The 17,138-nt window shown below is 67.0% G+C and carries 14 protein-coding genes and 1 tRNA gene; 8 read left to right on the plus strand and 7 right to left on the minus strand.

The features are described from left to right. Position 1: 1 nt before the first annotated feature. From NQK35_RS06795 to NQK35_RS06805, 3 genes are all read left to right on the plus strand, one after another. The gene (locus NQK35_RS06795) at positions 2 to 1,468 is read left to right on the plus strand and encodes a sensor histidine kinase (protein WP_009213142.1); all 1,467 of its coding nucleotides are present in this window, start codon (positions 2 to 4) and stop codon (positions 1,466 to 1,468) included. A 174-nt stretch (positions 1,469 to 1,642) separates the two neighbouring features. Continuing rightward, complete coding sequence (locus tag NQK35_RS06800) at positions 1,643 to 2,602, plus strand: HD domain-containing protein (RefSeq protein WP_009213140.1); 960 nt, start codon at positions 1,643 to 1,645, stop codon at positions 2,600 to 2,602. A gap of 188 nt (positions 2,603 to 2,790) precedes the next feature. Further along, a complete protein-coding gene (locus NQK35_RS06805) occupies positions 2,791 to 3,087 on the plus strand; it encodes a WXG100 family type VII secretion target (RefSeq protein ID WP_009213139.1) in 297 nt (98 codons plus the stop codon). A gap of 70 nt (positions 3,088 to 3,157) precedes the next feature. Here NQK35_RS06805 and groL read toward each other — a convergent pair whose 3' ends face one another. Further along, positions 3,158 to 4,786: a chaperonin GroEL gene (gene groL / locus NQK35_RS06810; protein WP_009213138.1), complete on the minus strand. Its 1,629-nt coding sequence runs from the start codon at positions 4,784 to 4,786 to the stop codon at positions 3,158 to 3,160. A gap of 320 nt (positions 4,787 to 5,106) precedes the next feature. After that, entirely contained in the window at positions 5,107 to 5,640 is a 534-nt protein-coding gene (locus NQK35_RS06815; protein WP_034231532.1) for a LytR C-terminal domain-containing protein, read from the minus strand. Between the two features lie 132 nt (positions 5,641 to 5,772). On the opposite strand from NQK35_RS06815, the gene NQK35_RS06820 reads away from it, so the two are divergent. Beyond that, positions 5,773 to 6,477 (plus strand): uracil-DNA glycosylase, encoded by a 705-nt coding sequence (locus tag NQK35_RS06820; protein ID WP_257113648.1) that lies wholly within the window; start codon positions 5,773 to 5,775, stop codon positions 6,475 to 6,477. Between the two features lie 59 nt (positions 6,478 to 6,536). On the opposite strand, the gene NQK35_RS06825 is transcribed toward NQK35_RS06820, so the two are convergent. The 3 genes from NQK35_RS06825 to NQK35_RS06835 form a co-directional block, all read right to left on the minus strand. Continuing rightward, a tRNA-Thr gene (locus tag NQK35_RS06825) sits at positions 6,537 to 6,612 on the minus strand. A 114-nt stretch (positions 6,613 to 6,726) separates the two neighbouring features. Continuing rightward, positions 6,727 to 7,659: a DsbA family protein gene (locus NQK35_RS06830; RefSeq protein WP_257113649.1), complete on the minus strand. Its 933-nt coding sequence runs from the start codon at positions 7,657 to 7,659 to the stop codon at positions 6,727 to 6,729. 60 nt (positions 7,660 to 7,719) lie between these two features. Next, positions 7,720 to 9,708, minus strand: coding sequence for a serine/threonine-protein kinase (locus NQK35_RS06835; RefSeq protein WP_257113650.1), 1,989 nt, complete (start codon positions 9,706 to 9,708; stop codon positions 7,720 to 7,722). A 268-nt stretch (positions 9,709 to 9,976) separates the two neighbouring features. Between NQK35_RS06835 and NQK35_RS06840 the strand changes: the two genes are divergently transcribed. The 3 genes from NQK35_RS06840 to NQK35_RS06850 all read left to right on the plus strand — a co-directional run bounded on the left by NQK35_RS06840 (position 9,977) and on the right by NQK35_RS06850 (position 13,303). Continuing rightward, positions 9,977 to 11,107: an ABC transporter ATP-binding protein gene (locus NQK35_RS06840; RefSeq protein ID WP_009213131.1), complete on the plus strand. Its 1,131-nt coding sequence runs from the start codon at positions 9,977 to 9,979 to the stop codon at positions 11,105 to 11,107. Between the two features lie 154 nt (positions 11,108 to 11,261). Next, complete coding sequence (locus NQK35_RS06845; RefSeq protein WP_257113652.1) at positions 11,262 to 12,524, plus strand: DUF4032 domain-containing protein; 1,263 nt, start codon at positions 11,262 to 11,264, stop codon at positions 12,522 to 12,524. 35 nt (positions 12,525 to 12,559) lie between these two features. Next, positions 12,560 to 13,303, plus strand: coding sequence for a glycerophosphoryl diester phosphodiesterase (locus NQK35_RS06850; protein WP_257113654.1), 744 nt, complete (start codon positions 12,560 to 12,562; stop codon positions 13,301 to 13,303). A gap of 46 nt (positions 13,304 to 13,349) precedes the next feature. Here NQK35_RS06850 and NQK35_RS06855 read toward each other — a convergent pair whose 3' ends face one another. Together NQK35_RS06855 and NQK35_RS06860 are read right to left on the minus strand one after the other, a co-directional pair. Further along, positions 13,350 to 14,561: a hypothetical protein gene (locus tag NQK35_RS06855; RefSeq protein WP_009213128.1), complete on the minus strand. Its 1,212-nt coding sequence runs from the start codon at positions 14,559 to 14,561 to the stop codon at positions 13,350 to 13,352. 95 nt (positions 14,562 to 14,656) lie between these two features. Further along, the gene (locus NQK35_RS06860) at positions 14,657 to 15,346 is read right to left on the minus strand and encodes a hypothetical protein (protein WP_257113656.1); all 690 of its coding nucleotides are present in this window, start codon (positions 15,344 to 15,346) and stop codon (positions 14,657 to 14,659) included. Between the two features lie 245 nt (positions 15,347 to 15,591). On the opposite strand from NQK35_RS06860, the gene NQK35_RS06865 reads away from it, so the two are divergent. Continuing rightward, positions 15,592 to 17,058, plus strand: a complete 1,467-nt coding sequence (locus NQK35_RS06865; protein ID WP_009213126.1) for a flotillin family protein — start codon at positions 15,592 to 15,594, stop codon at positions 17,056 to 17,058. Positions 17,059 to 17,138: the final 80 nt, after the last annotated feature.

Below are 17,138 nucleotides of genomic sequence, written 5' to 3' on the forward strand. Positions count from 1 at the left end.
CGTGCGCCCCAGCCTGGCTCAACGCATCGAGGCATGGTGGGACGCCAAGCCCCTCGCCGCCCAGCTCGTCACGCTCATCATCCTGTTGCTCGCGGTGGGCCTCTCCCTCGCGGGAACCGTCATGATCGGCCTTCTCCAGCGCCACCTGACCTCCCAGATCGACGATCAGCTCGTGGCCACCGCGCACACGATCCAGATCTCCGCTTCGTCGGCGACTTTCTCGTCGGACGGTCAGGGGGCGATCCCCACGCTCTACTACGTCCACATTCACGCCAAGGACGGCTCGGACCGCTACCTCTACTCCGAGGACACCCTCAAGGCCTCGGGCACCCCGACCCTGCCCGAGCTCGTCGACACCTCCTCCGCACCCGTCTCTTCCTTTCGCACGCTTCCGGTCACCGTCGCCTCGTCGAAGTCCGGCCTCGGATGGCGCGCCCTCGTCGTTCCCGTGTACGACCAGACCTCGGGGGAGTTCTCGGGCTACATGACGATCGCCCTGCCCCTCACCGACGTTCAGCACACCCTACGAACCACGGCCTCCTACTTTGCGGTCGCCGGCTCGATCATCGTGGTCATCGGCGGCTGGGCCGGGCGCTACCTCGTGCGCCGCGCGCTCCTGCCGCTGCGCTCCATCGAATCGACCGCCGGCAAGATCGCCGCCGGTGACCTCACCAAGCGCGTGACCCCTCATCCTCCGACGACGGAGGTCGGCTCCCTCGCCCTCTCCCTCAACACGATGCTCACCCAGGTGGAGCAGTCCTTCGAGGCGCGGCAGGCATCCGAGCAGAAGATCAAGCGCTTCGTCTCGGATGCCTCCCACGAGCTACGAACCCCGCTGGCGGCAATCTCCGGCTACTGCGAGCTGTACGCGATGGGAGGAGTTCCCGCCGAGAGGACCGAGGAGGTGATGGGGCGCATCGGCTCCGAATCCTCCCGCATGGCCACCCTCGTCGAGGACCTCCTGACCCTCGCGCGCCTGGACGAGGGGCGCCCCCTCGAGATCACGGACATCGACCTCGTCAAGCTGGCCGACAACGCGGTCTTCGACCTGCAGGCCCTCGACCCGACGCGCACGGTTGGGCTCACCGGCATCACCGGTCGGACTCCCCCCATGTCGCTCATCGTGCCGGGCGATCGTGACCGACTCTCTCAGGTGTTCACCAACCTGATCGGCAACATCGTCCGTTACACCCCGTCAGGATCCCCCGTCGAGATAGCGCTCGGCCTCTCCGGTGACACCGCGATCGTCGAGCTGCGTGACCACGGTCCCGGCATCGACGAAACCGATCGCGGCCGCGTCTTTGAGCGCTTCTATCGGGCGGACACCTCGCGCAACCGAAAGTCCGGGGGATCGGGCCTCGGTTTGGCCATCGTCTCCGGCATTCTCGCGGCTCACAGGGGGAGGGCGTCGCTGACGAAAACGAAAGGAGGTGGCTTGACGGTTCGTATCGAGCTACCAACAGCGTGAACGAGGTAACGAAGCCGCGGATGCTCACGCTTTTTCGTTCATTTTCTGCTCATTCTCGAGCTGCTACATCCGGCACTTTCCCCGGTTCTTCCCTGATTCTCAGCAAACGAACGTGACCTTCGGGGAAAAGCGCACTAGCATGGCTCGGGTATTCCTCAGCTAGGAGAGTGGCCCATGGGTGCCCAAGCACCTCAGTGGCTGCTGACGTCATTCGTTGACGCCATGCAGCAGATCGGCGCAAGCGCGACCGACACAGACCTTCAGAACGAGGGCGCCGACCTCGTGGAGCGCTGGAGCGCGCCGGAACGCCAATTGCACAACCTGCGTCGGCTCATGAACACGCTCACCCACATCGACGAGATCGCGTCATCGGCGCACGATGCGGACATCCTGCGCGTGGCCGCCTGGTATCACGGCGCCTTCTTGAACAAGGCGCTCGAGATCAAGCTCGGTGGCTTCCAGGCGAACTTCGCGTCGACGCGCTGCATTGATCACGCTCACAATCGCCTCACCAACCTCGGCGTTCCCGAGGAGGTCGTGGTCCGCATTGACGAGCTGATCGCCTTCCTCACCCGACACCGCGCCCCACGCTCCGACTTCGACGCCCAGGTCCTGGTCGACGCCGACCTCGCGTGCCTGTCGTGTAGCCCTCAGGACTACAAGAAGCTCCGCTGCTCCCTGCGTGCCGAGCTGAGCGAACTTGACGACCTGCAGTTCATCAAGGCCAGGCGCGCGCTCGTCAAGAAGCTGCTCGGCTACGAGAGCATCTACCAGTCTCCTCTCGGCGCAGCCTGGGAGGACACCGCGCGGGCAAACCTGGAGGTTGAGCTGGCACGCCTCGACCGGGAGAAGGCCCAGCTGTGCGCCGCCCAGGCCGACGAGCCGGAAGAGAGCGACGAGTCCGACGACACCGACGAGATCGTCGAGGACACAACCACGACGACGGGCACACTCATCATCAAGCGCCGCTCCATCAAGAAGCGCACGCCCGTCCATTCCACTGACGACGAGGTCACCTCAACGGGCGTCCTTCCGCCCATGATTGCCGACGGCGAGGACGGCGATGAGGACGAGGAGGCAACGTCGTCGCTCGAGTCTGCGGTAGAGTCCTTGGACCTGCCGACATCCGACTAGGGTCAGGTGGGTACTCTCTCTCCTTCCGTGACGCACCCACCGGCGCGTCGCTTGCCCCCGTCCGTGCACAGGGCGCCCCGTTGAGTCGTCGATGTCCACAGGCCTGCCGCCGCGAGGAGAAGGCGTGCCGCGGCGCGCGTAACGTCGGTGTCGACGGACCCACCCGGGGTCCCACGAAGGAGGACACCATGACCGCATACGCCGTTGATGCCGAGCAGATCTCCGCCGCATCGGCCCAGGCCTGCGCCACCGCATCCACGATCCGCTCCGAGGTCGATACCCTCATGGCCCAGCTGCTGGCACTCCAGGACTCATGGACGGGCGGGGCACAGGTCAACTTTCAGGCAACAATCACCCAGTGGCAGGGAATTCAGGCTCAGACCCACGACGCACTCGACGCGATTTCCACGCAGCTGCAGACCGCGGCCGCGACGTATTCCGAGGCGGAGGCTCACTCGGCCTCCCTGTTTGCGCACGGAGCATAGGATGCGCCCGGGGGGCGAGACTCGAGTAGGAGTCTCGCCCCCCGGGCGTTTCAGCGGATCGATCAGGGGATCAGTACATTCCGCCCATGCCCGCGCCGGCGTCGTCGCCACCGGCGGCCGGCGGCTCCGGCTTGTCGGCAACGACGGCCTCGGTCGTCAGGAACATGCCCGCGATCGACGCGGCGTTCTGCAGCGCGGAACGAGTCACCTTGACCGGGTCAGAGATGCCCGCAGCCATGAGATCGGTGTACTCGCCGGTCGCGGCGTTCAGGCCGTGGCCGGGCTCCATGGACGCGACGCGGTCGGCGACCACGCCGCCTTCGAGTCCGGCGTTCTCAGCGATCTGCTTGAGGGGCGAGGAGATCGCCAGGCGCACGATGTTCACACCGGTGGCCTCGTCGCCCTCGAGGGCGTCCAGGGACGCAAGCGCAACGGAGGCAGCCTGGATCAGGGCCACGCCACCGCCGGCGACCAGGCCCTCTTCGGAAGCGGCCCGGGCGTTACGCACGGCGTCCTCAATGCGGTGCTTGCGCTCCTTGAGTTCGACCTCGGTGGCCGCACCGGACTTGATCACGGCGACGCCACCGGCCAGCTTGGCCAGGCGCTCCTGGAGCTTCTCACGATCGTAGTCGGAGTCGGTGTTCTCGATCTCCTGGCGGATCTGACGCACGCGGGCGTCCAGCATATCCTTGTCGCCCGCACCCTCAACGATCGTGGTCTCGTCCTTGGACACGACGATCTTGCGCGCGCGGCCCAGCAGCTCCAGGTCGGCGTTCTCCAGGGAGAGGCCGACGGTCTCGGAGATGACCTGGCCGCCCGTCAGGATCGCCATGTCCTGCAGCATCGCCTTGCGGCGCTCGCCAAAGCCGGGGGCCTTGACGGCCACGGACTTGAAGGTGCCGCGGATCTTGTTGACGACCAGGGTGGCCAGGGCTTCGCCCTCGACGTCCTCGGCGATGATCGCCAGGGGCTTACCGGTCTGCATGACCTTCTCCAGGACCGGGACGATGTCCTTGACGTTGGAAATCTTGGAGTCCATGAGCAGGACGTACGCGTCCTCAAGGACCGCTTCCTGACGCTCCTGGTCGGTCACGAAGTAGGCGGAGAGGTAGCCCTTGTCGAAGCGCATGCCCTCGGTGGTCTCGAGCGTGGTGTCGAAGGAGTTGGTCTCCTCGACGGTCACGACACCCTCGGCGCCCACCTTGTCGAAGGCCTCGGCAATGAGCTTGCCGATGGCGGGATCGTTGGCAGAGATCGACGCCGTAGCGGCAATCTGCTCGGTCGTCTCGACGGGCTTGGCATCGGCGTGCAGCTGAGCGACGATCGCCTCAACGGCCTGGTCAATGCCGCGCTTGAGGGCGATCGGGTTGGACCCGGCGGCGACGTTGCGCAGACCCTCGTGGACCAGAGCCTGGGCCAGGACGGTCGCGGTCGTGGTGCCGTCACCCGCGACGTCGTCGGTCTTCTTGGCAACTTCCTTGACGAGTTCGGCGCCGATGCGCTCGAAGGGGTCCTCAAGGTCGATCTCCTTGGCGACGGAGACGCCGTCCTTGGTGATCGTGGGGGCGCCCCACTTCTTGTCGAGAACGACGTTGCGGCCCTTGGGGCCCAGCGTCACCTTCACGGTGTCGGCCAACAGGTTGAGGCCGTTCTCCATGCCGCGACGGGCATCTTCATCGAACTTGATGAGCTTGGTCATTGGAAATATATCCTTCCGCGGTGCGGATCGGGTCCGGTGCCCGCGACGGACGACCGCGCTTGGTGGCGGCCTCACCGGACCTGTGGTCTTATCACTCTCCTTGCCGGAGTGCTAGATATGATTCTGGCACTCGACACACCGGAGTGCAAGGCGAGTTCCTCTCCCTTGAGCGCTATGCGCTCACGGCGTAATGGACCGGCGCGACCGCCTCGCGACGCCACGGGAGGCGCCCGCCATGGATCGAAGCGGGCACGCGGCACACCGCGAGGAGCCGCCCACCCGGCACGGATGGACGGCTCCTCGCACTCACGGCAAGACAATCAGCGCAGGATGACGACGATGTCGGGGTTACCCAGACCGCTCTCCTGACGCACAGTGTCGATACCAAGCTTGGAGGCAATGTCCTTCGCGGTAGCCTCCATGCGAGGATCCTCGTAGAAGACCGTCGACGTCTGGGTCGCCCATCCGTCGGCGTTTGCCGCAGAGGTTCCGGCATAGCCGGCCTCGTTGAGGATCGCGGCCTTCTGACCGGCGTAGCCCTGCGTGCCGGTCCCGTTGAGGACCTGGATGACCGCGCCGTGATCGGGAGCGGAAGCCGCAGGCGAGGAGGTGCTCGGCGAGGGGGTGGGCTCACTCGCCGACTGCGGCTCCTGCGTGGGTGCTTCGGTCGGACTCGGCGAGGAGGTAGGAGTCGTCGCGGCGGAGGTTGGCGCCGGGGTGACGGTGGTGGTCTGCTGGCGTGACAGGGCGGTCGCCGCCGCCCACCCCAGCGCGGGAACGATCACGAGGATAGCCAAGAATGGCCACACGTTCTTCCACTTGGAGGGCTTGGGGCGGTGCATACCGACGGGCATATCCTCGCCGGCACGGTCAAATTCATCCCTGGGGTACTGAGAGCTCACGCGTTCAGACTATCGGAAAAGACACTGTCAGGCGCGCAGACTCGCAGGAGTGTGGCGCGGGTGGTACGGCACTAGGCTGGGGTCATGAGCGAATACAAACCCCGCCCGCTGTCCGAACTGATCGACCCGGGTTGGGTCGGCGCGCTGGCTCCGGTCGAAGAGCGGATACACGAGCTGGGGGCGATGTTGGCCTCCGAGGTCGAGCACGGACGCGGCTACCTTCCCGCGGGCACCGACGTCCTTCGGGCGTTCACCTATCCTTTCGAGGACGTGAGGGTCCTGATCGTCGGCCAGGACCCCTACCCCACGCCGGGACACGCGATGGGCCTGTCCTTCTCGGTACGCCCCGGCGTCCCCCTGCCCAAGTCACTCGTCAACATCTTCCGCGAGCTGAGCGAGGACACCGGTTGCCCTCCTCCAGCGTCGGGCGACCTGAGCGCCTGGAGTCGGCAGGGAGTGTGTCTCCTCAACCGGGTGCTCACCGTCCGTCCCGGCGCGCCGGCATCTCACCGGGGACGAGGCTGGGAAGAGGTGACTCAGTGCGCGATCGACGCGCTTGTCTCTCGCCGCTCCCGCGAGGGTCGCCCCGTACCGCTCGTCGCGATCCTGTGGGGCAAAGATGCGCAATCCCTGGCACCTCGCCTCGGGAACACGCCGATCATCGCGTCGGCTCACCCCTCTCCCCTGTCCGCCTATCGAGGTTTCTTTGGTTCGCGTCCCTTCTCGCGGGCGAACGAGCTCCTGCGCTCGCAGGGGGATCCGGGGGTTGATTGGACGCTGGGCTCATGAGGAGCCGGGACGGACGAAGCGTCGCCGCCCTGGCGCTTCGGCGCGCCATCGGGAATGCGTGGAGCCGGCTATCGGACTCGAACCGATGACCTGCTGTTTACAAGACAGCTGCTCTACCAACTGAGCTAAGCCGGCGCGACAACTAGTGTGCCATAGGTGGGGTGGACGGCGCGCGGGCGACGCCTCCCACCGCAGGCCGATCAGTGTCCAAGGCGCGGGGTGGGGTGGTTCCACCCCGCGCCCGCCGACTCACTCCGAGCTGGAGGTCGTCCCCGAGCTCTGCGACTTCGCGTCGCCGCTCTGGGAGGGCTCGGCCGCATCGCTTGCCCCGTCCTGGCCGCTGCTCTGCGAGGTGGAGTCGGTGATCCCGTACTCCTGCGTGATGCTCTGGCGCAGGGCACCGAGCTGGCCACCCAGCGGGATGACGGTGGAACGGTTCTTGACGAGCTCGGGCGTCCCCAGGCCGGATTCGCGCCCACTGTACCCGGCATCGCGCCACGCGTTGGTCGACGTCTCCAGGTAGGATTCGACCGCGTTCACGGGGAAGGTGTTGATGACGGAGGCGGGAACTCCAACCTCGGCAGCGATCTCCTTCACCTGCTTCCAGGACGCGTCCAGGTTCTGGACAACCTTTCCGTTCGAGGCCTGGAACTGGGTGCGGAAGTATGCGAGCAACGCGTGGTGGAACTCGACCCACTTGTCCGGAGCCTTCTGAGCGACCACCAGGGAGGCGCCGGCCGCGGGCTTGAGATAGTCCATGTTGACGGTGATAACCGGCTGAATCTCGAGGTTGAAGTGCCCCTGCGACGCCCAGGTGGTCAGGTCCTGGCCCATCGCGACGTCCAGGTCCGCGCAGGCGTGGCACGAGTAGTCGAAGTATTCGGTCAGGGTGGGCAGGTTCGGGTCGGCCTCGGCAACGATCCCGTTGCCGTTGAGGATGATGGGTCGCCCATCGGCGTAGGAACCCAGGACCTCGGAGGCATCGACGTTGCGCGCGGCGTTGATCTGGGCCTGCTGGTTCCAAATGACCGCGCCGACGGCGCCGACGACCGCCAGGACGATGGCGGCGACGCAGGCGATCACAATGATTCGAACGCGACGATCGGCGCGCTCCTGCGCCTGACGCATCTGTGCGGCCTTGGCCCGCACCGGATCGAGGGTCGACTTCGGATTCTTAGCCATGAACTCACCTTCCGAGACTGGTTGAATGTTGTCAGACTACCGATCCGAGCCGAGTCTCGCCTAGTGCAACAGGCCACCGGTGAGGACGATCCACGCACCCGCAAGGAATCCGGCGCATCCGAGTGTGAGCAGGGCGCGTCCCCACAGCGGGGGGACGAGCGCGCGCAGCGACGTGGCGAGGCCGACGCGCAGGTCTGCCGCGAAGGGCATCAGCCAGGCGATAAGCAGGGAGGCCGCCGCGAGCCCCCAGACGACGATCGCCGCGCTCGAGTCGCTCAGCCAATAGTCCTCGCGTGGAACGCTGGCAGCGGTGGCGACGTCGAGCGGCCACGACCACGCGGCCTCGCCGTCGCGTTGGTAGGACAGGAAACCCCACAGGGTGTAGGGAACGAGGCCCCCGACGAGGATGGCGAGGGCGGTCGTGAGCAGGGAGCGCAGGAGCAGGAGCGGCGACATCGCGATGACTGCGGCGCCGTCGCTGGGGCGGGGGCCGCGCAGGAAGCGGCGCCGCTCGAGCCACCGCGTCATTGCGCCGACCAAGCCGAAGGCGGTCAGCGCGATGCCCAGGAGAGTTGTGCCCGTGGCTCCCAGGAGGAAAGGCAGGGAGGCCAGGGTGGCCAGCACCGCGGCGGCGCAGATCCACGCCCCTTTGCCCCACGATGAGGCAGCCGCCTTGCCCGGTTGCCCACTTCCCTGCGGGAAGGAGGCGGGCGGAGCCCACGGCCCCGGTCCGGCGCCTCCGGGTGCCTGCGGGTAGGGGAGCCGCCCGTAGCCGCCGGGAGGACCTCCGGGCACTGCGGGTTGGTGAGCGGGCAACGGCACCCGGTGGGACGCGTCGGGCACCTGTTCGGCCACGCTGGGGTTGCACTCGAGGGGGGCCATGACCTGGGTGGGATCCGTATCATCGACGACCTGCCACCGGCTGGTCGCGTCGTCGCGCCATGCGACCTCCTCCGTGTCCTCCTCGCCCCATCCGGCCTCGCTGCCTTCCTCGTCCCACTTCTCGTCGCTCTCGGCAATGGAGGCGGTGTCGACCACCTCGGTGTGATCGTTGACGGCGGCAAACTCGGAGGGGTCGCGCCCGGGGCGATCGGGGTAGGACACCTCGCGCGCTCCGTCGGCCACGGGGCGCCGACCCGCGTCCTCCCAAGCGGGTGGCGCGGCGATCTCCTGTGGATCCGAGCTGATGGATTGCGTGCGCGCGCCCGTGTCAAGGAGTTGCGCCCAGTTCACGGTGACGTAGTCGAGCTCGCCGGGGGCCCAGCCGACGGCACTCATCAGATCCGCGACGATCAGCGCAGGTGAGGGACGCTCGTCGGGATCGGGCGCAAGCCCGCCGCCGAGCACGTCCGCGACCGCCGGGTGCAGCCCGGCCAGGTCGGGCCTGCCCTCAACGACGCGCAGCATTGTTGCCGCGACGTCGCCTGTGCCGAAGGGGGGTCGTCCGGTCGCGCACGACAGGAGGGTGGCGCACCACGCCCACCAGTCGGATTCCTTCGTTGCTCCCCCTCCCCGGAGGAGTTCGGGCGCGGTGTATCCGGCCGTCCCGGAGACGAGGCCGGTGCGTGTCAGGTGCTGGTCGGAGGTCGCCATGGCGATACCGAAGTCGATGAGGACGGGTCCGCGCGGGGAACAGATGATGTTGGAGGGCTTGATGTCGCGATGGATGATGTCCGCGTGGTGGACCGCGGCGATCGTGGACGCCACGTGGTAGGACATGGCGGCGACCCCACGCAGTGGGATCGGGCCGGAGAGGAGAATCTCCGCGAGCGTGGGCCCCTCGATGTACTCGGAGACGACGAAGGGCTGAGACGCCTCCGTTTCGGCGTCAAGGATGTGGGCAACGAAGGGCGAGCGCACGGAGTTCACGGTACGCGTCTCGCGCGCGAGCCGAACGCGCGAGGCCTCCGACGCGGCCAGCGCCGGGTGCATCGCTTTGAGGGCGACGCGCATTCCGCCGCCGTCCTCAGCCAGCCACACGGTGCCCGCGCCGCCCGTCCCGAGCCGACGAAGCAGCCGGTAGCCGCCCAGTTCCTCGCCTTCTTCCACCCCCTCAGCCTACCTGGCCCCCGGGCTGAGCGCGTCCACCCACAATCGTCTGCCGCCTCGCCGGGGCGATCCCGGGCGCGAAAGCACGACGGAGATTCCGCCTCGATCCATCATCCGATCCGGGCTGTACAGGGCCGTGCGCGCGTGGTAACTTCAGCGTAGTTGCACGCTCGGAATGATCCGGGCGTCGGCTCCGTGGGCGAAGACGCTCCACGGTCACCCACAATGGATCGTCCGGCACGTACCTGCCGGTGGGAAGGAATTGCATATGGCAACCGTCACCTTTGACAAGGCTACCCGCGTTTACCCGGGCTCCGACAAGCCCGCCGTCGACCAGCTCGACCTCGAAATCAAGGACGGCGAATTCCTCGTCCTCGTCGGCCCGTCCGGCTGCGGAAAGTCCACCTCGTTGCGCATGCTCGCCGGCCTGGAGGACGTGAACTCCGGCCGCATCCTCATTGGCGACAAGGACGTCACGGACGTTCCCCCGAAGAACCGCGACATTGCGATGGTCTTCCAGAACTACGCGCTGTACCCGCACATGTCGGTGCGCGAGAACATGGGCTTCGCCCTGAAGATCGCGGGCACCCCCAAGGACGAGATCAACAAGCGCGTCGAAGAGGCCGCAAAGATCCTCGACCTGGAGCCCTACCTGGACCGCAAGCCCAAGGCTCTGTCGGGTGGCCAGCGTCAGCGCGTCGCGATGGGCCGCGCCATCGTGCGCAAGCCCCATGTCTTCCTCATGGACGAGCCCCTGTCGAACCTGGATGCGAAGCTGCGCGTCCAGACCCGCACGCAGATCGCCTCGCTGCAGCGCGAGCTGGGCGTGACCACCGTCTACGTGACCCACGACCAGACCGAGGCGCTGACGATGGGCGACCGCATCGCCGTCCTCGCCGGCGGTCTCCTCCAGCAGGTGGGCACGCCACAGGAGATGTACGAGCGCCCCGCCAACGAGTTCGTCGCAGGCTTCATCGGATCCCCCGCCATGAACCTGGGAACGTTCACGGTTGACGGCGAGTGGGCCAAGCTCGGCCCCGCCCGCGTGCCGGTGTCCGAGGCTGCCCGCGCCGCGATGACGGCCGAGGACGGCGGGAAGATCAAGATCGGTTTCCGCCCCGAGGGCCTGGACGTCGTCGACGCCGACGCGGAGGGGACGATCCCGGTGGAGGTTGACTTCGTCGAAGAACTCGGCTCCGACGCCTACGTCTACGGCCACCTGGCCGGGGCGGCCGAGGGAGAAGCTCTGGGTTCGGGCGCGGAGGGCACGGGCAAGCAGCTGATCGTGCGCGTTCCCCCGCGCACCGCCCCCGGCCGCGGCGGCGTCCTGCACGTGCGCATCCGCGAGGGCCAGCAGCACAACTTCTCCGCCGCCACGGGCGTGCGCCTGCCCGAGTAAGGCACGGCGCCCGCGCGCGACGCATCCCGGCCCCGGCCTCGTCCCTCACGGATGAGGCCGGGGCCGCCTCGTCTCGCGTGTGTTCTACGCCGCGACTGGGCGCGCCGTGGACGCTCGCCGTGGCAGGCCGGGCTAGTGGTGCCACAATGGGGGCATGGCTTTGGACATTACGGCGGCTGCGGTCGACTCCGCCCTCCTGGACCTCCCGTGGGACGTTCCCCTGGAGCAGTGGCCGTCGTCCCTGCTCGCCGCCCTTCCGCGCGGCATTTCTCGGCACGTCGTGCGCTTCGTGAATCTGTCCGGCCGCGTGCTGGCGGTCAAGGAGATCGGCGAAACGGTCGCCCATCACGAGTACGACATGCTGCGCGACCTGACGCGCCTGGACGCCCCCTCCGTGCTGCCTGTCGCCGTCATCACGGGGCGCAAGGACCCCGAAGGCGAGGAACTCAACGCGGTGCTCGTCACCGAGCATCTGAAGTTCTCACTGCCCTACCGTGCGCTTTTCTCACTGTCGATGCGCGCCGACACTGCGACGCGACTCATTGACGCGCTGGCGCTTCTTCTCGTGCGCCTTCATCTCCTGGGCTTCTACTGGGGCGACGTTTCCCTGTCGAACACGCTGTTCCGCCGCGATGCCGGGGCGTTCTCCGCCTACCTGGTCGACGCTGAGACCGGTGAGTTACACGGAACCTTGACGCCCGGCCAGCGCGAGTACGACGTCGATCTGGCGCGCACAAACATCATCGGCGAGCTGATGGACCTCCAGGCCGGAGGATATTTCCCCATGGACGTCGACCCCATCGACGTGGGCGACCGCATCCGAACCCAGTACGACCTGCTCTGGCGCGAGGTCACCGCCGAGGAGTCCATCCCCAATGAGCAACGCCGATACCTCGTGAACGAACGTATCCGCAGGCTCAACGACCTTGGCTTCGACGTGGCCGAGCTGCGCATGGCCACCGACAACGGCGGCGATCACCTACTGATTCAACCGAAGGTGGTTGATGCCGGCCACCACAACCGCAAGCTCATGCGCCTGACCGGCATGGACGTGGGCGAGCATCAGGCGCGGCGGCTCCTCGCGGACATTGACGCGTGGCGCGCCACGTCCGGCCTGGAGGACATCCCCCTCGAGCAGGCCGCCCACAAGTGGCTGACGGACGAGTTCACTCCCGTTGTCCGGGCAATCCCCCGCGAGCTCGCGGGCAAGCTAGAACCCGCTCAGCTCTATCACGAGTTCCTGGAACACCGCTGGTACATGGCGCAGCAGGCCGGGCATGATGTCCCCCGCGATGAGGTGGTCGCCTCCTACATCAACACGGTCCTCGCCTCCAAGCGCGACGAGGCCGTCCTCCTCGAACCGGGGCCCGGGAGGTCCTCCATGTTGAGCGCCGAGGCCCACCCCGACCTATGGTGAGTGGGTACACGCAGGCGTCCACGCTAGGAGAATCCATGTCCGACTTCCCACGCATCATCGCTCACCGGGGAGCTTCCTCCCTCGCTCCCGAGAACACGATCGCCGCGTTCTCGAAGGCCATGGAGGTCGGCGCTCGCTGGTTCGAGTTTGACGTGGACATCGTCGGAGACGGCTCCCTCATCGTCATCCACGACGACACGCTCGACCGGACGACGACGGGGACGGGCTCCTACTATCGCCTGGGTTTTTCGGACATTCGCCGCCTGGACGCCGGGCGTTGGTTCTCCGACACGTATCGTTTCGAACGCATTCCCGAGGCCGCTGACGCCCTCGAGTTCGCCCACGCCCAGCAGATGGGCGCCAACCTGGAGATCAAGCCCTGCGCGGGCGGAGAGAGGCTGCGCGAACGGCTGGTCGAGTCGTTGGCCGTCGCGGTGGCGGGGAGCAAGGTCCCCTCCCGCCTCATCGTCTCCTCCTTCGACCATGAGCTCCTGGCGGCCTTCCACGCCGCGAGCCCGAACGTGGCGCTCGGCTGGCTCATTGAACGAGCCTCCGAGGAATGGCGTGAGGGCGCGACCGCCCTGGGAGCCCGGGCGATTCACCCCGGAGTCGAGGGGCTGTCGCGCAGGGACGTGCAGGCCATGCGCGATGCGGGCTTCGAGGTGAATGTCTGGACCGTCAACGACGTGGAACAGGCGCGCGAGCTGGCATCGTGGGGGGTGACGGGTATCTTCACCGATCGTCCCCAGGACTTCCCCGCCGACGCACTGGCGCTGTGAGACACGTCAGAGCCGGGGCGCATCCGCCCCGGCTCTGACGTCCCTGCTACTCGGCGGCCGCTGCGGCCCGGCGCGCGAATCGCTTGGAGACGTGCTTGGCGAGCGACAGCTCGGCGATGGAATCAACCATCATGAGGCCTCCGACGATGCCCGCGAAACGCATCCACCCGGAGCGCGGCGAGGAGGAGCGGACGGCCGCAACGAGCAGGCCCGCGCCGACGATGGCCTCCGCTGCCACGGCGGCGTGAATGATCCAGGGGCGCTCAACGGCCACCGACTCGTAGGAGTTCCACAGGGGCTTGACGACGGACTGCGGCTGCCCCATCATGATGTCCACGCTTCGGCCGATGGCGTTGGATATGCCTCGCGCCAGGTGGACGCTCACTCCTTCGACGTCCTCGGCGTCCGTGGTTCCCAAGAGGAATCCGGCGACGGATCCGGGAAGGCCGAGGGCACGAACAACCTTCCACACGGATTCCTCGCCCGTCGTGGCCACCGACGCCCACAGGGCGTCGGCGTCGGAACCGGGAACGGCATGGGCGATTTCCATGAGGTCGAGGCGATCGCCGACCAGGTCGGTGACGTCGGTGGGAAGCTCGGACGCCTTGTCGTGGCCGCCCGGCACGATCGCCGCGTCCATACCCCAGTTGTGGGAGACGATGTTCTCGAGGTGGTCGTCGGTCACGAGGAAAACCTGGAACTCACCGTCGGACATGGACAGCGTCACGAGCGGCAGGTCGCCGAAGTTCCATCCTTCCTTCTCGGGGGGAAGCTCGGCGAGGAGCGCACGGTGGCCGTCGGCCAGCTCCAGGTCGCCCAGGTCCACGCCCTCCAGGGCCGCCAGGAGCGGGACCGAGGAGGCCGGCGTGCGCCCGATCTCGACGATGCGGGTGGGCGCAGTTTCCACGGTCTCGGGCGCGTCCTCGTCAGAGGGCCAGACCCGCCCGAGGGGTGATTCCCCGTCGGGGAGCTGGTCGGAGGTCGCATTGCCGATGCGAACCTCTGCGTCGAAGAGGATGGCCAGTTCCTCGGCCAGTTGGCTGGGGGTGGGGCCGGGCGTCACCTCGGTCGAGTCGGCGGGGACGGTGGCGACACGGTCGTCGCAGACCGCGACGTTGAGGCCGAGCAGCTGGGGGGAGGAGGGGAACCACTCGAGCTGCGCGAGGATCGCACGTTCCTTGAGCTCAGCGGCGACGGTGCTGGGATCTAGCTCGTGGCCGATGATCATGCCTTCGATGCGCGTCCATTCCTGGGCCATGTCACTACCTTCCTGTTCGTGGTGCCTTCATCTCACCACACTTAGTTCCATTGTGTCGCGAGTGTCGCATTTTCGCTCGCTCGCGCCGCCCGCCTCTATCGCTCGGTTCCGCCCCATTCGACCGCGGTAAAACCCGAGCGCGGGGGTGGCGGCGTCAGGATCTGCGGCTCGGCGACGGTGGAGGCGTCGGCCTCGCGGATCGACATGAACACCCGGATGAATGTGTCGGGGGTGACCGCCTCTCCGTCCGTGTCGGTGAAGCTGTAGGCGGCGCGGCGCGTGTAGGCGCTCGCGTCAAAAGACACGAAGGTGTAGTCGTGAGCGCGCATGCGGGGCGCCCAGTAGGTGATGAAGTCGGCGGCCTCCCGCTCGTTGAGCCCGAGCTGGGCGAGCTTGTCTTCGAGGAAGGCGACGGCATCGTCGCGGGAGACGACGAATCCGGCGTCGGGTTCCGGCAGCGCCATCGTCGCATCCCAGAAGATGGAGGGATACGTGCGCCCGGAGGTATCCGTGAGTGTTCCATCCCTCGCCGCGCCCACCGTCCACGAGGCGCGGGTGCGTCCGTCGACAGAGGTGACGCGCTCGGGTGCCGGGTAGACGGTGTCGAGGGTTCCCGTCAGGTCCAGCGTCACCGTCATCGTCCGTTCCTGCTCCGGGTACAGGTAGAGCACCGGCTTGTATGCCTTCTGCGTGCGCTGTTCCACCACGTGGACGACAACGAGGACCACCGCGACCGCAACACACAGGGTCACAATGGCGGCCAGTATCTGCAGCACTCTCTTCACGGCATCTCCCTACTCTCGATGCACCCGTCGTTGGGCCGTCGCTTGCCGCCTCCCGTAGTTCTCACATCATAAGGTCCGCCGTCGCCGCGTTTCAAGCCCCTTTGTCGAGGCGCCGCACCGGTCGCCCGGCCCGCGCGAGGGCGAACGCCGAGACAGTGTTGAGTGACGGAGCGCACGCTGCTATCCTGACCTGTTGCGCGGTGCCATCATCGAGTGCGCCGCATCGTCGAGCGAAAGCACGAATCATGTCTCTTATCCCCATCATCGCGGGCATCTTTGCCGCGCTCATCCTCATTATTCTCTTCCTGTGGGCGAGCTTCGTGTCGGCTTCTCCGGGCGAGATCAAGGTCATCTCGGGGCCCCGCGGCCAGCGGGTCCTGCACGGCAAGACCGGTTGGAAGGTCCCGCTCCTGGAGCGCGTGGATTCCATGACGGCTTCGATGATCTCCGTTGACGCACAGACCACCGACTTTGTTCCCACAAACGACTACATCAACGTGCGCGTGGATGCCGCCGTGAAGGTGCGTATCGCAACCGACGATCCGACCCTGTTTCGCGCCGCGACCCGCAACTTCCTCTACAAGACGACGGCAGAGATCTCCGAGGAGGTGCGCGATACCCTCGAGGGGCACCTGCGCGCGATCATCGGTCAGATGAAGCTGACGGACATCATCACCGACCGCGCCGCATTCTCCGAGCGCGTCCAAGAGAATGCGAAGCAGGACCTGGAGGAGATGGGCCTGGAGATCGTCGCATTCAACATCCAGAACGTCACTGACCAAAATGGCGTCATCGACAACCTGGGTATCGACAACACGGAGCAGATCCGTAAGACGGCCGCGATTGCCAAGGCGAACGCGCAGAAGGAGGTCGCCCAGGCGACCGCAGTCGCGCAGAAGGAAGCAAACGACGCCCAGGTCGCGTCCCAGCTCGAAATCGCTCAGAAGCAAACGGACCTTGCGAAGCGTCAGGCCGCCCTGAAGGTCGAGGCCGACACCGAGAAGGCAAAGGCGGATGCCGCCTACGAGATTCAGTCCCAGATCCAGCGCCGCGACATCGAGCGCGAGACGGCCCAGGCCGACATCGTCAAGCAGGAGCAGCAGGCGGTCATCAAGGAGAAGGAGGTCGTCGTCACCAAGCAGGCGCTGCAGGCTGAGGTGAACGCGAAGGCCGACGCCGACCGCTACGCTGCCGAGAAGAAGGCCGACGCCGCCCTGTACGCCCGCCAGCGTCAGGCCGAGGCGGAGGCCTTCGAGCGCACAAAGAAGGCGGACGCCGACAAGCAGGCGATGCTCGCCGAAGCTCAGGGCATTGAGGCACGCGGCCGCGCGGAGGCAAGCGCCATCGGCGCGAAGCTGACGGCCGAGGCCGAGGGCCTGGAGAAGAAGGCCGAGGCTATGACGAAGATGAACCAGGCGGCCGTGCTGGAGATGTACTTCCGCGCGCTGCCCGAGGTTGCCCGTGCGGTCGCCGAGCCGCTCTCGAAGGTTGATTCCATCACGATGTACGGGGAGGGCAACAACGCCCAGATGGTCGGCGACATCACGAAGTCGATCAGCCAGATCAACGCGGGATTGGGTGACTCCCTGGGTCTGAACCTGCAGCAGCTCTTCTCGGCGCTCGTGGGCGCGAAGCTGGTGTCCCCCACGATCGCCGACGCCGTGGAGGAGGGGGTTCGCGACGCCGCGGTGCCCACACCACCGCAGAAGTAGGACGGCACGAATATCCTGTTGCTGGCTTGGGGCGGGGTCCTTCGGGATCCCGCCCCAGTGCGTTGACGGGACGAGGCCGG

Origin of the sequence: Schaalia odontolytica (genome assembly GCF_024584435.1) — a bacterium.
Lineage (GTDB): Bacteria > Actinomycetota > Actinomycetes > Actinomycetales > Actinomycetaceae > Pauljensenia.

Excerpts from the sequence above, each read along its gene's own strand:
- NQK35_RS06805 (WP_009213139.1), top strand. The coding sequence starts at position 2,791 with ATGACCGCATACGCCGTTGATGCCGAGCAGATCTCCGCCGCATCGGCC.
- NQK35_RS06850 (WP_257113654.1), top strand. The coding sequence starts at position 12,560 with ATGTCCGACTTCCCACGCATCATCGCTCACCGGGGAGCTTCCTCCCTC.
- NQK35_RS06865 (WP_009213126.1), top strand. The coding sequence starts at position 15,592 with ATGTCTCTTATCCCCATCATCGCGGGCATCTTTGCCGCGCTCATCCTC.
- NQK35_RS06830 (WP_257113649.1), bottom strand. The coding sequence starts at position 7,659 with ATGGCTAAGAATCCGAAGTCGACCCTCGATCCGGTGCGGGCCAAGGCC.
- NQK35_RS06820 (WP_257113648.1), top strand. The coding sequence starts at position 5,773 with ATGAGCGAATACAAACCCCGCCCGCTGTCCGAACTGATCGACCCGGGT.
- NQK35_RS06855 (WP_009213128.1), bottom strand. The coding sequence starts at position 14,561 with ATGGCCCAGGAATGGACGCGCATCGAAGGCATGATCATCGGCCACGAG.
- NQK35_RS06845 (WP_257113652.1), top strand. The coding sequence starts at position 11,262 with ATGGCTTTGGACATTACGGCGGCTGCGGTCGACTCCGCCCTCCTGGAC.
- NQK35_RS06840 (WP_009213131.1), top strand. The coding sequence starts at position 9,977 with ATGGCAACCGTCACCTTTGACAAGGCTACCCGCGTTTACCCGGGCTCC.
- NQK35_RS06815 (WP_034231532.1), bottom strand. The coding sequence starts at position 5,640 with ATGCCCGTCGGTATGCACCGCCCCAAGCCCTCCAAGTGGAAGAACGTG.
- NQK35_RS06800 (WP_009213140.1), top strand. The coding sequence starts at position 1,643 with ATGGGTGCCCAAGCACCTCAGTGGCTGCTGACGTCATTCGTTGACGCC.
- groL (WP_009213138.1), bottom strand. The coding sequence starts at position 4,786 with ATGACCAAGCTCATCAAGTTCGATGAAGATGCCCGTCGCGGCATGGAG.